Origin of the sequence: Bordetella genomosp. 8, from assembly GCF_002119685.1 — a bacterium.
GTDB lineage: Bacteria > Pseudomonadota > Gammaproteobacteria > Burkholderiales > Burkholderiaceae_B > Bordetella_C.
Window position 1 is genome coordinate 1,405,909 of the sequence record NZ_CP021108.1, and the last position, 14,169, is coordinate 1,420,077.

Below are 14,169 nucleotides of genomic sequence, written 5' to 3' on the forward strand. Positions count from 1 at the left end.
TAGCCGGGGTGCCGGGTCGGCTATAGTCGCGGGCTACCCCATCCCTACTTTCCTGATTTCGCCGGCATGCTCGATCTACTGAATATGGTGTTGCACGTCGACCAGACGCTTGGAATCTGGGTCGCCAAGTATGGCGCCTGGGTTTACCTGGTCCTGTTCCTGATCGTTTTCGGCGAAACGGGTTTTGTCGTCCTGCCATTCCTGCCTGGCGATTCGCTGCTGTTCATCGCCGGCGCCTTCGGCGCATCCGGCCACATCGATCCCATGCTGCTGGGCGTGCTGCTGATCGTGGCGGCGATCACGGGCAACACCCTGAACTATGCGATAGGACGCTACATCGGTCCCCGGGTCTTTTCCATGAATGTGCGCTTCCTGGACCGCTCCGCCCTGATGCGCACGCACGCGTTCTACGAAAAGCACGGCGGCAAGACCATCGTGCTTTCGCGTTTCATCCCTCTGGTGCGCACCTTCGCGCCCTTCGTGGCCGGGGTGGCGGAAATGAGCGTGGCGCGTTTCCAGCTCTTCAATATCACCGGCGCCATCCTGTGGGTGGGCAGCCTGGTGGCCGCCGGGTACTTCTTCGGCAACATCCCGGCGGTCAAGGAGCACCTGAACCTGATCGTGCTGATCGGCCTGGCGGCGGCGATCGCCCCGCTGGTGCTGGCGGGGGTGTGGAAGCTGGTGCGCCGCCGGCAGGCTAGCTGACGTCGCCCACCCGCGCCAGCGGGGGGTTGGTGGTCAGGTAGCGCTGGATGCCCGTGAACATGGCCAGGGCCAGCTTGTCCTGGTGAGCCGACGATTTCAGCAGCGCTTCCTCGTTCGGATTGCTGATGAACGCCGTTTCCACCAGGATGGACGGAATGTCGGGGGCCTTCAGCACCGCGAAACCGGCCTGTTCGACATCGTCCTTGTGCAGCCGGTTGATCTTCTTGATTTCCTCCAGCAGCGTGCTGCCCAGCTTCAGGGAATCGTGGATCTGCGCCGACGTCGACAGGTCCAGCAGGACTTTCGCGACCTGTTCGTCGTGGGCACCCAGGTTCACGCCGCCGATCAGGTCGGCGGCGTTTTCCTTGTTCGCCATCCAGCGCGCCGCGGCGCTGGAAGCACCACGCTGAGACAGGGCGAAAACCGATGAACCGCTGGCGCTGGGCTTGATCCAGGCATCCGCGTGGATGGAGACGAACAGGTCGGCGCGCACACGGCGGGCTTTCTGCACGCGCACGTGCAGCGGGACGAAATAATCGTCATCGCGGGTCAGGTAGGCGCGCATGTTCGGCTGCGAGTCGATCAAGGCCTTCAGGCGATGGGCGATGCGCAACACCACGTCTTTTTCACGCAGGCCGGTCTGCCCGCTGGCGCCCGGGTCTTCGCCGCCGTGGCCGGGATCCAGCGCGATGGTCAGCATGCGCTTGCGTCCGCTGAGCTTGGGCGGCGGATCGCTCGGACGCGGCAGCGCGACCGATGGCGGCGGCGTATTGGGCAGCGGCGCCGGGGGCGGAATCGTCGCCGTGGCGGGGCCGGGCGGATTGCGCGAAATATCGTCCAGGATGCGGGCCAGCGGGTCGTCCACGTCCGGTCCGGGCGACTTTTTCAGGATCGCCATCAGCGGATCCTGGGCCACCTTGGGATAGAGGTCCAGCACCAGCCGGAACTGGTAGTCGGCCACCGGCTTGAGCGTGAAGATCTGCGGCGCCACCGCCTGCTTAAGGTCGAACACCAGGCGCACGACATTGGGACGGTTCTGGGCGATGCGCAGCGAGCGGATGTACGGATCGTCCGTGCGGATCTTGGCCGCCAGCTCGTTCAGCGAGTGGCTCATCGACAGGCCCTGGATATCGACGACCAGCCGGTCGGGATTTTCCAGCGTGAACTGTTCCGCCTTGAGTTCGCTGTCCAGTTCCAGCGTCACGCGGGTGTATTCGTCGGCAGGCCAGGTTCGCACCGCCAGTATGGTGGCGGCCTGGGCCAGGCGCGGGATAACGGGGAGGACAAGCAGGGTCGCCGCGGCGCCGATCAGGCGGCGTCGCGTCAGGGCGCTCCGGTGGACCGGTGCGCCGGCGGGGGGACAATCGCGTTCAGCCATAGTTGTCCTCGAGCGGTATGCGCGGTCAACGTGGCGTCGCGTCCTTGATCGGCATAGGCCAGGTGTATGTGCAGATCGGGAGGGGGCAAAAAGGCCTCCGCCCGCTCTGGCCATTCGATCAAGACGACCACATCATCCCGCAGTAAATCGCGGAATCCTGCGTCCAGCCACTCGCGCGGATCGCTAAATCTATAAAAATCAAAGTGATAGAAGTATAAGTTAGAAACTTTATAGCTTTCAAGCAGGGCATAGCTCGGACTTTTGATCCGGCCCTTAATGCCGCTTTCTCGCAACAGCGCCCGGACGAAGGCGGTTTTCCCGGCGCCCAGGTCGCCCGAAAGGTGGACGCGGCCGCCCGGCGGCGCGATTCCCGCCCTGCCGTCCAGCAAGGGGGCGAAACGCCGCGCCAGCGCGTCGGTGGCCTGGTCGTCGGGCAGATGCAGGGTCAGGCTGCTGGAGGGGGACATGGCGCGAGGCGAGTGGTAAAAACAAGGGATTATAGGAACCGCCGACGCCTGCCGCGCCGGCGAACAACGGAGCCGCATCACCATGAAGACCCGCACCGAAAAAGACACCTTCGGCCCCATCGACGTCCCGGCCGATCACCTGTGGGGCGCGCAGACGCAGCGGTCGCTGCAGTTCTTCGCCATCTCCACGGAAAAGATGCCGGTGCCCCTGGTCGACGCGATGGCCAGGCTGAAGAAGGCCGCGGCGCAGGTCAACGCCCAGCTCGGCGAACTGGATGGCGGCATCGCCGACGCCATCGTCAAGGCCGCCGACGAAGTCATCGCGGGCAAGTGGCCCAACGAGTTTCCGCTGTCGGTCTGGCAGACCGGCTCCGGCACGCAAAGCAATATGAACATGAACGAGGTGCTGGCCAATCGCGCCTCGGAAATCCTGGGCGGCGAGCGCGGCGAAGGCCGCAAGGTGCATCCCAATGACCACGTGAACCGCGGCCAGTCGTCCAACGATACCTTCCCCACGGCGATGCACGTGGCCGCGGCGGTGCAGGTCGAACAGCACCTGCTGCCGGCACTGAAATCGCTGCGCGCGACGCTGGCGGAAAAGAGCGCCGCGTTCTACGACATCGTCAAGATCGGCCGTACCCACCTGCAGGACGCCACCCCGTTGACGCTCGGCCAGGAATTGTCCGGCCATGTCGCGCAGCTGGACCTGTCCGAACAGCAGATACGCGCCGCGTTGCCTGGCTTGCACCAGCTTGCCATCGGCGGCACGGCCGTGGGCACCGGCTTGAACGCGCATCCCGAGTTCAGCGCCCGCGTATCGGCGCAACTGGCGCACGATACGGGCGCGGCCTTCGTATCGGCGCCCAACAAATTCCAGGCCCTGGCTTCGCACGAAGCCTTGTTGTTCATGCATGGCGCCTTGAAGACGCTGGCGGCCGGCATGATCAAGATCGCCAACGACGTGCGCTGGCTGTCCAGCGGCCCGCGCTCCGGCCTGGGCGAAATCAGCATCCCGGAAAACGAGCCCGGCAGTTCCATCATGCCCGGCAAGGTCAACCCCACGCAGTGCGAAGCCGTCACCATGCTGGGCGCGCAGGTGCTGGGCAACGACGTCGCCATCAACATCGGCGGCGCCAGCGGCAACTTCGAGCTGAACGTGTTCAAGCCCCTGCTCATACACAACTTCCTGCAGTCGGTGCGCCTGCTGGCCGACGGCATGAACAGCTTCAACGAACACTGCGCCAAGGGCATCGAGCCCAACCATCAGCGCATCGCCGAGCTGGTGGACCGTTCGCTGATGCTGGTGACCGCCTTGAATCCGCACATCGGCTACGACAAGGCCGCGCAGATCGCCAAGAAGGCGCACAAGGAAAACCTGTCCTTGAAGGAAGCCGCGCTGCAACTGGGCCATGTGACCGAGGCCCAATTCCAGCAATGGGTGGTGCCGGCGGACATGACCAACGCCAAGCGCCAGCCGTAGAGACCCCCGTACCTCCTGTAAAAAAATGCTGCTATCCTGCGGAATGTGCAGGAACGCGCACCGGCCCACAAAGCAGAGCAATGCGCGTCCGCAGTCAAATCAGCCCGCGAAGGGCGGGTTGAAGAACATACAGGAGATCTCTCAAATGATGAAAATCCGCACGTTGGCCGTGGCAATCGCATTGGGCGCGGGGGCGCTGGCGTCTTCCGCCCAGGCCGCCGATAAATATCCCAGCCACGCCATACGCGTGATCGTCCCGTTTGCACCGGGCGGCTCCACCGACATCATCGCGCGCCTGGTCACCCAGCGCATGAGCCAGGAACTCGGCCAGCCCCTGGTCGTGGAAAACAAGGGCGGCGCGGGCGGCGCCATCGGCGCGGCCGAAGCCGCCAAGGCCGCGCCCGATGGCTACACGCTGTCCATCGCCACGGTGTCGACCATGGCCGTCAACCCGGCCTGCCGTCCCAACGACCTGCCCTACGACCCGATCAAGGATTTCCAGCCGGTCACCAACTTCGCCAACACCGCCAACGTGGTGTCGGTGAATCCCAAGAAGATGCCCGTCAAGGATTTCAAGGAATTCCTGGATGTGCTGAAGAAGAACCCGGGCAAGTATTCCTACGGCAGCTCGGGTACCTGCGGCGTGCTGCACCTGATGGGCGAGTCCTTCAAGCTGGCCACAGGTACGGACATCGTGCACGTGCCCTACAAGGGCTCGGGTCCGGCGTTGGCCGACGCGGTCGGCGGCCAGATCGAGATCCTGTTCGACAACCTGCCGTCGTCCATGCCGCAGATCCAGGCCAAGGCCATCAACGCGATGGCGGTGGCGTGGCCGACGCGCATCAAGACGATGCCCAACGTGCCTACCTTCGCGGAAGTCGGCTTCCCCGCGGTGAACCAGCCGGTGTGGTATGGCCTGCTGGCGCCCGCCGGCACGCCGATGGCCATCGTCAACAAGCTGCGCGATGCGGCCGTGGTGGCGCTGAAGGATCCCAAGGTGATCAAGGCGCTGGACGAACAGGGTTCCGAGCCGTCCGGCAACACCCCGGAAGAATTCGCCAAGGAAATCAAGTCGCAGTACGACTGGGCGAAGGAAATCGTCAAGAAGCAGAATATCAAGCTGGAGTAGTCCGCCTGATCTTCGGCGCCGCATCGTCCGGCACGACGAAAAGCCAGGCCCGGGGCCTGGCTTTTCTTTTCTACAATCCCGCATCATGAGCAAGACCAGACACGTATCCGAAACGCCGGCGACGCAATTCCTGAAGCAGCACAAGGTCGCCTACACCGAACACACCTACGACTATGTCGACCACGGCGGCGCGGGCGAGGCCGCGCGCCAGCTGGGCCTGGACCCGCATGCCGTCGTCAAGACGCTGGTGATGGAAGACGAAGCGGCGCGGCCGCTGATCGTGTTGATGCACGGCGATCGCGAAGTGTCGACGAAGAACCTCGCGCGCCAGGCTGGCTTGAAGAAGGTCGGTCCCTGCCAACCGGAAGTGGCGCAACGCCATTCCGGTTACCAGGTGGGTGGCACGTCGCCTTTCGGAACACGCAAGCGCATGCCGGTGTGGGTGGAGGCCAGCGTGCTGGACTACCCGGCCATCTACGTCAACGGCGGACGGCGCGGCTATCTGATCGGCATCGCGCCGGCGGTGCTGGTCGACCTGCTCGGCGCGCGTCCGGTGACGGTTGCGCTGGAATAGCCGATCCCGCGATCAGGATTCCTGCGTGTGCGCGTGGCGGCGCCGGTACTCCGCCGGCGTGACTCCCACATGCTTGTGGAATGCCCTGCGCAGCGTATCGGCATTGGCGAAACCGCAGTCCGCGGCGACCTGCTTCGGCATCCGGCTACCGGACTCCAGCATCGATCGCGCGGCCGCCACGCGTGCCGCTTCCACCCATGACGCCGGCGTGATGCCGGTTTCCGTGCGGAACAGCCGCGCAAAATGGCGCGGGCTCAATCCCGCGTGTTCCGCCAGGCTGGCGACGTCATGCCGCAGCTCGGGATTGGCGGCGACCCAGCGCTGCACTTCCTGCAGCACGGACCGGCCCGCCGCATGCGTTTCGCCCTTGCGGCTGAACTGCAACTGCCCGCCAGGCCGCTTGAAGAACATCACCAGCTGGCTGGCCACGCGTTGCGCGACATCGCGGCCCAGGTCTTCTTCCACCAGCGCCAAGGCCAGGTCCAGGCCTGCCGTCACGCCGGCGGCGGTGCGCAGCTTGCCGTCGCGCACATAGAGGGCGTCCTCGTCGACGGTGATCGACGGATAGGCCTGTACCAATGTCCGCACCGCGGCCCAATGGGTGGTGATACGGCGGCCGTCCAGCAGCCCGGCCGACGCCAGCACGAAGGCGCCGGTGCACACCGATCCGTAGCGACGCGCCCGCCGCGCGCTGCCGCGCAGCCATTCGATGACATCCTTGCGCAAGGCCAACTGGTGCGCATGCGGAGCGCCCGCCACCAGCAGCGTGTCGAAGCGAGCTTCCGTCTGGCCGGCGACGAGGTCCGGCAGGATCCTCACGCCGGAAGAACTGCGCAGCGGCCCATGGTCGTAGCCGACCACGTGCAGATCGTAGCAATCCCGCCCGGCTTCCAGGTTCGCCTGGGCGAATACATCCAGGGGCCCCGACACGTCCAGCAACTGGACGCCGGGCAGCGCCAGGATGGCGATGGATTTAGCCATTGCGTGGTTTCTCCCGTCATGTCCCGATCACGCGCGAAATGGCAGTATATGACGTAATACGCCGATTGATGCCATGGCGCCAGGCTTACACAATGACCGCACACACTCTTACGGAGCAGCAGTCATGAGCCTGACCATAGACGGCATCGCCATCCCCGACAGCCAGTTGGCGCGCGAGATTACCGAGTTGGTACGCGACACCGAATCTTCCTTGTTATTCCATCATTCGAGCCGGGTTTACTACTTCGGCGCCCTTGCCGGCAAGCGCCGTGGCCTGGAATTCGATCCGGAACTGCTGTATGCCGGCGCCATGTTCCACGACATGGGCCTGACCCATCAGCACGCCAGCGATCATCTGCGTTTCGAAGTGGATGGCGCCAATGCGGCCCGCGACTTCCTGAAAAGCCATGGGATCGCGCGCGAAGATATCGATCTGGTCTGGACGGCGATCGCGCTGCACACGACGCCCGGCATCCCCGAGCACATGCATCCCGTCGTCGCGCTGGTGACGTCGGGGGTGGAGATGGACGTCCTGGGGATCGATTATTCCGGCTTCGCGGATGCCGACCGCGAGGCCGTGGTGCACGCGCATCCGCGCGGCGAGCACTTCAAGGAAAATATCATCCAGACCTTCTACGATGGCATCAGGCACAAGCCGGATACCACCTTCGGCAACGTCAAGGCCGACGTCATCGCCGACAAGGAGCCGCATTTCCATCGCGGCAACTTCTGCAGCGTCATCCGCGATTCGGCCTGGCGTTCCTGATGCGTTCCCGAGCTCCCGGTGCCGCGCGCGGCACCGGGGCGGGATGTCACATCATCGCGACTTCGTTCTGCACGAACTTGCGAATGCGCACGGCGTCCGCGATGCGCGAATACTTGCCCTGCGAATCGAGCAGCACGATGGCCAGCTCGCGGCCCTGCATGTTGACCAGCATCACCAGGCATTCGCCGGCTTCGTTGATGAAGCCGGTCTTCGATACCTTGATGTCCCAATCCGCGCTGCGCACCAGGGCATTGGTATTGCGGAACGTGCGCATATGACCCTTGCCCATGTCGACGTCGTATTCCGTATCCGTGGTGTAGCGATGGATCAGCGGCCGCTGCGCGGCCGCGCGCAACATGCGCGCCAGATCGCGCGGCGACGACACGTTTTCGCTGGACAGGCCGGTGGGCTCGACGAAGTGCGTGTCCATCATGCCCAGCTCGCGCGCCTTGGCATTCATGGCCCGGACGAAGGCCGGCATGCCGCCAGGGTAATAGCGGCCCAGGGCATGGGCGGCGCGGTTTTCCGAGGACATCAGGGCGACGTGCAGCATGTCCGCGCGCGTCAGGCGCGACCCGACGGGCAGGCGCGACGCGGCGTGGCGCAGGCGATCGATGTCGTCATCGGTGACTTCCAGCATCTCGTCCATGGGCTGGTTGGCGTCCACCACCACCAGCGCGGTCATCAGCTTGGAAATCGACGCGATGGGCTTGATCGTGTCTTCGTTCTTGGAGAACAGCACGGTGGACGTGGCCAGGTCCTGTACATAGGCTACGCTCGAGCGCAGGGCCGCGGCCTGGGCGGACGTCGTGGCCGGCGGGGCGGCGGCGGTGACCTTGCTGCGCGTGGCGGTGCTCTTGTGGGCGACGACCTTGTTGCCGGACTTGGTGGTCGTGTCCGCGACCACTTCCTTGCGCACGGTCGTGTTGGTCTTGCCGCTGGGCGTCTTCTTGGCGACGGTCGTGGTCTTGCTTTCCGTCTTCGCCACCGTCGTCTTGCTGCCCGTCTTGGCGGTGGTGGTGCTCTTGGTGACGGTGGTCGTGGTGGTTTGCTTGGTTTTGGCCTTCGCCTGGGCCGCCTTGCAGGCGGAGGACTTGGCGTTGACCTTGCAAGGATCGGTTGCCGCCCGGGCGCCGGGCGATAGGAAAAGGGAGGCGGCGAGCAGGACCGGCGCGGCCACTGTTACCACTGAACGTGTCGAAAATGGCGCCATAGTTAGGACATGTCCGTAAGACTGGATCGACGCACCATGGTAGGGCGCGCCAGAAAGTTGAATCGAATTATAGGGTTAGCCCAAGAATTTAAACAATCTTTTTAAGCTTCCCGGGGATGATATCCGAGATTTCATACGAATGCGTCCGAGGAATGCTCATCTTTGGCGCATGCAGGCGTCCGCGGTACCTGGCGGGCCGCCGAGGCGTTCGTATGGCTCATCCATGGGGGATCGGAAATCGTGACGAGCTCGGGGTAGGGGGACGGATCATCCCGCGATGGCGCAGTGTTCCGGCGAAGCGGGCGTGAAGCGCGCATCGAGGGCCGGGTAAGGTCTGTGGGCTGGGTGGCCTCGCCGGGTGGAATCGAACCACCAATTGACCCTTAGGAGGGGCCGGTTATATCCATTTAACTACGGCGAGACGGACGGGCCACGCGGGGCGCGGGCCGCATCTGAGAGGAAGGCGATTCTAACATTCGCTCGTGACCGCTGCCTCCGCCCACGGCGAGCCGAAGCGACGGGCGACCTGCTCGGGCTGGTTCTTCATCAGGTAAATGCACATATTCTTATCGAGCAGTTAGCGCGGCTTCAGAGCGGCTCCCGTTCCGCCTGTTCTTGGTCGCCTCGGCCGTCCTTTGTTACACCAACTGCCAACTGTCGGCGCGGTCCCGCGTGGCGGGGCTCTGTGCTGGCGACGACACGGCGCCCTCCGGCGCGGCCTGGGACGGCCGTTCGGCGTAGGGACGCAAAAGCGACTTCAACTGTTCGGCCATTTGCCGGGTCTGCGGACGGACGGCTTCGAGCGCCTGGTCCCATGCATGGTCATAGGCAACGCGGCCGCCATCGCAGGCGTCGAAGAAGGCCTGGGTCATCGGATAGGGATTCCTGCCGTTCGCGACCGCGTACTCGCATGGCCGTTTTACCGTCTCGCTGTAGATGCCCAGGAATTCCCTGTCGGGGGCCGACATGCCCGGGCGGTCAAGGGCGCTCATGTTGCCCAGGACTGCATCGATGATGTGGATGGTTTCGGCGCATTGAGGCTCCTGCGCCAGTCCGCGATGGATGATGGCGGCTCTGGCGTTCTCCAGCACTCTGGTCATCTGTTCCTGGCAGTGCGAGGTCTGCGTGTTGGCCTGCAATTGCCTGATCGACTGCTGGAGCATTGCCTTCGTCTTGGCGTCGACGAATGGCTGGTCCAGCATGACGGTCATCGACTCGACGGCCGATGCCTCGGCCTGTGCGACTTTCTCCGAGTAGTACACGGGAGGCGTCGCGGCCGCCGAGGCTGCGTCTGGCCTTTTGTACAGATAGCCGACAAAGGTGTTGGCGCACCATTGCGGAATGATGGGCCGGCCATCGATGCCGCGGAAATTCTCGAAGACGATGTCTTCCTCGGCCAGGTGCGCGTTCAGCCAGGCGACCTGGGCATCGAACCGCTCGTGCCGATTCCGCGGGTTGATGCTTTCGATGGTGGCCTGCATGGCGGCCTGCGTCATGGGGTGGGTGTTGATGGTCACGTGTGGGTCTCCTTGCGGTGGACAGGGTGTCGTCGGGCGGGCCCTTCGTGCCGGGGGTGTATTTGCGGGTTCCGGCCCGTCCCTGTTTCGGTTCCGTAGCGGACCGGATCACCTGGGTCGATCGTTCGCGGCGGGACGTGTGAACCGCTGTCGCCGGCGATGGGAATGGCCCGGATCCCGAACCTGCTAGAATCTTGTCTGGCGGGCCCCTTCGCATGGTCCGGCGGTGAACCTGGTCAGGTCGGGAACGAAGCAGCCATAGCCGTTTAGGGTCAGTGCCGGAGTAAGGCTCGCCTTCCCGAATACGCCACAGAAGGACGGATCAGGTGCCGCGCATCGTTCCGTCCTTTCTTGTTCTGGGCGCCGCTCGCTCTACAATCCGTCCATGACCTATCTCGTATTGGCCCGCAAGTGGCGGCCACGTTCGTTCGATACCCTGGTCGGACAGGATCATGTGGTGCGCGCCCTGACGCATGCGCTGGACACCCAGCGGCTGCACCATGCCTGGCTGTTCACCGGCACGCGCGGCGTCGGCAAGACCACGCTGTCGCGCATACTCGCCAAATCCCTGAATTGCGAAACGGGCGTGACGTCCAAGCCGTGTGGCGTGTGCCAGGCTTGTACCGAGATCGACGCGGGGCGTTTCGTCGACTACCTGGAGCTCGACGCGGCGTCCAATCGCGGTGTCGACGAGATGACGCAGCTGCTGGAGCAGGCCGTGTACGCGCCGGGAGCAGGGCGCTTCAAGGTCTACATGATCGACGAAGTGCACATGCTCACGGGCCACGCCTTCAATGCGATGTTGAAGACGCTGGAAGAGCCGCCGCCGCACGTCAAGTTCATCCTGGCGACGACCGATCCGCAGAAGATTCCCGTCACGGTGCTGTCGCGCTGCCTGCAGTTCAACCTGAAGCAGATGCCGCCGGATGCCATCGTGGGGCATCTGCGCCAGGTGCTGGGGGACGAGCAGCTTGCCTTCGAGGTGCCGGCGCTGCGGCTGATCGCGCAGGCGGCTTCGGGCTCCATGCGGGATGCCCTGTCGCTGACCGATCAGGCGATCGCCTACAGCGCCGGCAATCTGACCGAAGAAGCCGTGCGCGGCATGCTGGGGACCATCGATCAGCGGCATCTGGTGCGCCTGCTGGATGCGCTCGGCGCCGGCGATGCGCGGGCGGTGCTGGCGGTGGCCGATGAGCTTGCCACCCGTGGCCTGTCGTATGGCGGGGCGCTGGCGGACCTGGCCGGGCTGTTGTCGCGCGTGGCCATCGAGCAGCGCGTGGCGGGCGCGATTTCCTCAGATGATCCGCTGGCGGCCGATATCGCGCGCCTGGCGCACAGTCTGCATCCGGATGCGCTTCAGCTGTTTTATTCGGTCGCGGTACATAGCCGTGGCGAATTGGCGCTGGCGCCGGACGAGTATGCGGGTTTCGTGATGGCTTGCCTGCGCATGCTGTCGCTCAGCGGCGATGCCGGGCCGCACATGCTGCCGGCCACGCCGCCGGCAACGAATGCGAACGCGCCGGCCGCCATGGCCGCGGGTGCCGCGCCCGCGGCAACGCAGGCAGCCGCGCCCGCGGCGATGGCGCCCGCCGTCGCGGCGCCAGCAGCATCGGTGCCGTCCTCCGTCGCGGCGCCAGCGGCATCGGCGCCGCCTTCCGTCGCCGCGCCCGCGGCAGCTGTGCCGTCTTCCATCGCCGCGCCCGCGGCAGCGGTATCGCCGTCCGTTCCCGCGCCGGCGGCGCAGGTGCCTTCTGCTGCAGCCGCCCCGGCGGCGGTGGCCGCGCCATCCGTGGCGCCCACGCCGTCCGCGAACGCCGAAACGCCCCCGCCTGAGGCAGGCGCCGGCTCGGCCGCCGTATCGACCCCATCTTCCGATTCCGCCGCGCCGCCGGCCGTGGGCGCGCCGCGTTCCAGCACGGCCACCCTGGCCGCGACGCCGCCGGCTTCCGCGGTCGCGCCGCGCCGCGCGCCTGGCGCGGGTGTCGCGCCGTGGGAGGACGCTCCCGCCGGGATCGCGCCAGCCGTGCCTGAACCGGCTGCGCCTAAGCCGGCCGCGCCAGAGCCGGCCACGCCTGAGCCGGCCGCCCCCGTCACCACGGACGCCGCCGCTGGCGGCCGCGCCGCGCCTACGCCGGCCACGCCTACGCCGGCCACGCCGACCTCAGACGCGCCTGCCGTCACGGACGCTGCCGCTGCACACCGCGCCACGCCGACCCCGGCCGCGCCGGCGACCGCGGCGCAGCAAGCGCCCGACGACGGTCCGCCGGCCTGGGTCGACGAGGCCATTCCCGACGACGCCGAAGGCGGCTACGAATCCTTCTCCGGCTCGGCGGGCGAAGGCTTCATCGCCAGCCCGGATGACGACGATTTCGAAACCATGGCCATGGGGCCAGGAACGGCCGCGCCGGCGCCCCTCGCCCCGGCGCGACGTGCGCCGGCGGCGAGGGCCGCGTCGCGCCGCGCCCCTCGCGTGGCCGATATGTCCGAATCCAATTGGCCTGAGCTGGCCGCCCGCCTGCCCGTCACCGGCCTGGCCGCCGAACTGGCGCGGCAAAGCGAATGGCAGGGCGTGCAGGGCGACACCGTCATCCTGCGCGTGGCCGTCCGCACGCTCGCCGACAGCGCCAGCCGCGTTCGCCTGCAAACGGTATTGTGCGAACACTTCGGCCAGAGCCTGCGCCTGGATGTCCTGGTCGGCGCCACGGGCGACGCCACGGCGCACGCGGTGGCCCAGCAGGAACGGGCCGAGCGGCAGAAGGCGGCGGAGGCCGCCGTCGACGCCGATCCTTTCGTGCAAGCCCTGTTATCCGATTTCGGCGGCCAGGTGGTGCCCGGCTCCATCCGCCACGTCGATCCACCGGCCGCGGCCGCCCGCTGAGCATGGCGGCCTTACTCTATTCGTTTATCCGCTGAAAAGGATGCTTCCATCATGATGAAAGGACAATTGGCAGGCTTGATGCGTCAAGCCCAGCAGATGCAGGAAAACATGAAGAAGGCGCAGGAAGCGCTGGCCGACATCCTGGTCGAAGGGACGTCGGGCGGAGGCCTGGTCAAGGTCACCATGTCCTGCCGCAACGACGTCAAGCGTGTCGCCATCGACCCGTCGCTGACCGGCGACGACAAGGACATGCTGGAAGACCTGGTGGCGGCCGCCTTCAACGACGCCCTGCGCAAGGCCGAGGCCACCGCGCAGGAGAAAATGTCCGGCGTCACGGCCGGCATGCCGCTGCCCCCGGGAATGAAGTTCCCCTTCTGAACCCGGCCGGCGCGCCCGCGCGCCGCGATGCGGCCTTGAGCGGCCGTCGCGGCATGCGGAGTCGCGTTCATGCCGGCGTTCGTGCGACCCATGGAACCTACGCTTCCCGAACCCGAACCCCTGCGCGCCCTGATCGAGGCGCTGCGGCGCCTGCCCGGCGTGGGCGTGCGCTCGGCCCGGCGCATGGCGTACCACCTGCTGCAGCACGATCCGCGCGGCGCGGATCTGCTCGGCCAGGCCCTGGCGTCGGCCGTGCACAACCTGCGGCACTGCGCCCGCTGCAACAGCTTCACCGAAGACGAAATCTGCGCGACCTGCAGTAATCCCAAGCGGGATCCGTCGCAGTTGTGCGTCGTGGAAACGCCGGCCGACCAGAACATGATCGAGTCCAGCCATGGCTATCGCGGGCTGTACTACGTGCTGATGGGCCGCGTCGCGCCCCTGGAAGGCATCGGCCCGCGCGAGCTCGACTTCGAACGCCTGCTGGCCCGCGCTGGCGACGGCGTTGTCACGGAAGTCATCCTGGCGACGAACTTCACGGCGGAAGGCGAGACCACCGCGCATTTCCTGGGCGAAGCGCTGCGCGAACGCGGCTTGTCGGTGACCCGGCTCGCGCGCGGCGTGCCCGCCGGCAGCGAACTCGAATACGTGGACGCCGGCACCATCGCCTGGGCGCTGATGGAGCGCAAGGCAACGTAAGGGA

General features: G+C 66.0%; 13 protein-coding genes, 1 tRNA gene, 1 other RNA gene and 1 pseudogene. 9 read left to right on the forward strand and 7 right to left on the reverse strand.

Translation table 11 applies throughout. The features are described from left to right. The first annotated feature begins 66 nt into the window (after window positions 1-66). Window positions 67-705, forward strand: a complete 639-nt coding sequence (locus tag CAL12_RS06405; protein ID WP_086063728.1) for a VTT domain-containing protein — start codon at window positions 67-69, stop codon at window positions 703-705. On the opposite strand, the gene CAL12_RS06410 is transcribed toward CAL12_RS06405, so the two are convergent. Together CAL12_RS06410 and tsaE are read right to left on the reverse strand one after the other, a co-directional pair. Beyond that, complete coding sequence (locus CAL12_RS06410) at window positions 698-2,083, reverse strand: N-acetylmuramoyl-L-alanine amidase (protein ID WP_157792906.1); 1,386 nt, start codon at window positions 2,081-2,083, stop codon at window positions 698-700. The genes CAL12_RS06405 and CAL12_RS06410 overlap by 8 nt on opposite strands. Further along, window positions 2,029-2,550: a tRNA (adenosine(37)-N6)-threonylcarbamoyltransferase complex ATPase subunit type 1 TsaE gene (gene tsaE / locus CAL12_RS06415; protein ID WP_086063729.1), complete on the reverse strand. Its 522-nt coding sequence runs from the start codon at window positions 2,548-2,550 to the stop codon at window positions 2,029-2,031. The genes CAL12_RS06410 and tsaE overlap by 55 nt, the downstream gene beginning before the upstream one ends. Before the next feature lie 82 nt (window positions 2,551-2,632). On the opposite strand from tsaE, the gene fumC reads away from it, so the two are divergent. From fumC to ybaK, 3 genes are all read left to right on the forward strand, one after another. Continuing rightward, window positions 2,633-4,030, forward strand: a complete 1,398-nt coding sequence (gene fumC, locus CAL12_RS06420; protein WP_086063730.1) for a class II fumarate hydratase — start codon at window positions 2,633-2,635, stop codon at window positions 4,028-4,030. A gap of 145 nt (window positions 4,031-4,175) precedes the next feature. After that, window positions 4,176-5,159 carry a tripartite tricarboxylate transporter substrate binding protein BugE gene (locus tag CAL12_RS06425; protein ID WP_086063731.1) on the forward strand — a complete coding sequence of 328 codons (984 nt, stop codon included), beginning with the start codon at window positions 4,176-4,178 and terminating at the stop codon, window positions 5,157-5,159. An 85-nt stretch (window positions 5,160-5,244) separates the two neighbouring features. Continuing rightward, the gene (ybaK, locus tag CAL12_RS06430; RefSeq protein WP_086063732.1) at window positions 5,245-5,733 is read left to right on the forward strand and encodes a Cys-tRNA(Pro) deacylase; all 489 of its coding nucleotides are present in this window, start codon (window positions 5,245-5,247) and stop codon (window positions 5,731-5,733) included. Between the two features lie 12 nt (window positions 5,734-5,745). Here ybaK and CAL12_RS06435 read toward each other — a convergent pair whose 3' ends face one another. Further along, window positions 5,746-6,714, reverse strand: a complete 969-nt coding sequence (locus CAL12_RS06435; protein ID WP_086063733.1) for a GlxA family transcriptional regulator — start codon at window positions 6,712-6,714, stop codon at window positions 5,746-5,748. A 124-nt stretch (window positions 6,715-6,838) separates the two neighbouring features. Here CAL12_RS06435 and CAL12_RS06440 point away from each other — a divergent pair, with 124 nt between their 5' ends. Then, the gene (locus tag CAL12_RS06440) at window positions 6,839-7,480 is read left to right on the forward strand and encodes an HD domain-containing protein (RefSeq protein ID WP_086063734.1); all 642 of its coding nucleotides are present in this window, start codon (window positions 6,839-6,841) and stop codon (window positions 7,478-7,480) included. Window positions 7,481-7,526: 46 nt separating this feature from the next. Here the strand turns inward: CAL12_RS06440 and pbpG are convergent, their stop codons facing one another. From pbpG to CAL12_RS06455, 4 genes and pseudogenes are all read right to left on the reverse strand, one after another. Beyond that, a complete protein-coding gene (gene pbpG / locus CAL12_RS06445; RefSeq protein WP_086063735.1) occupies window positions 7,527-8,693 on the reverse strand; it encodes a D-alanyl-D-alanine endopeptidase in 1,167 nt (388 codons plus the stop codon). A gap of 346 nt (window positions 8,694-9,039) precedes the next feature. Further along, window positions 9,040-9,114: transfer RNA gene (locus CAL12_RS06450), tRNA-Arg, on the reverse strand. A 57-nt stretch (window positions 9,115-9,171) separates the two neighbouring features. Next, window positions 9,172-9,255: pseudogene (locus CAL12_RS28715) on the reverse strand (VapC toxin family PIN domain ribonuclease); the annotation flags it as partial. A gap of 76 nt (window positions 9,256-9,331) precedes the next feature. Then, window positions 9,332-10,210 (reverse strand): hypothetical protein, encoded by an 879-nt coding sequence (locus CAL12_RS06455; RefSeq protein WP_086063736.1) that lies wholly within the window; start codon window positions 10,208-10,210, stop codon window positions 9,332-9,334. Window positions 10,211-10,410: 200 nt separating this feature from the next. On the opposite strand from CAL12_RS06455, the gene ffs reads away from it, so the two are divergent. The 4 genes from ffs (at window position 10,411) to recR (ending at window position 14,165) form a co-directional block, all read left to right on the forward strand. Next, window positions 10,411-10,508: signal recognition particle sRNA small type (gene ffs, locus CAL12_RS06460), an RNA gene on the forward strand. 87 nt (window positions 10,509-10,595) lie between these two features. Beyond that, complete coding sequence (gene dnaX / locus CAL12_RS06465; RefSeq protein ID WP_086063737.1) at window positions 10,596-13,088, forward strand: DNA polymerase III subunit gamma/tau; 2,493 nt, start codon at window positions 10,596-10,598, stop codon at window positions 13,086-13,088. Window positions 13,089-13,139: 51 nt separating this feature from the next. After that, window positions 13,140-13,466, forward strand: a complete 327-nt coding sequence (locus CAL12_RS06470; protein WP_086063738.1) for a YbaB/EbfC family nucleoid-associated protein — start codon at window positions 13,140-13,142, stop codon at window positions 13,464-13,466. Window positions 13,467-13,556: 90 nt separating this feature from the next. Further along, window positions 13,557-14,165: a recombination mediator RecR gene (gene recR, locus CAL12_RS06475; RefSeq protein ID WP_086067711.1), complete on the forward strand. Its 609-nt coding sequence runs from the start codon at window positions 13,557-13,559 to the stop codon at window positions 14,163-14,165. Window positions 14,166-14,169 lie beyond the last annotated feature (4 nt).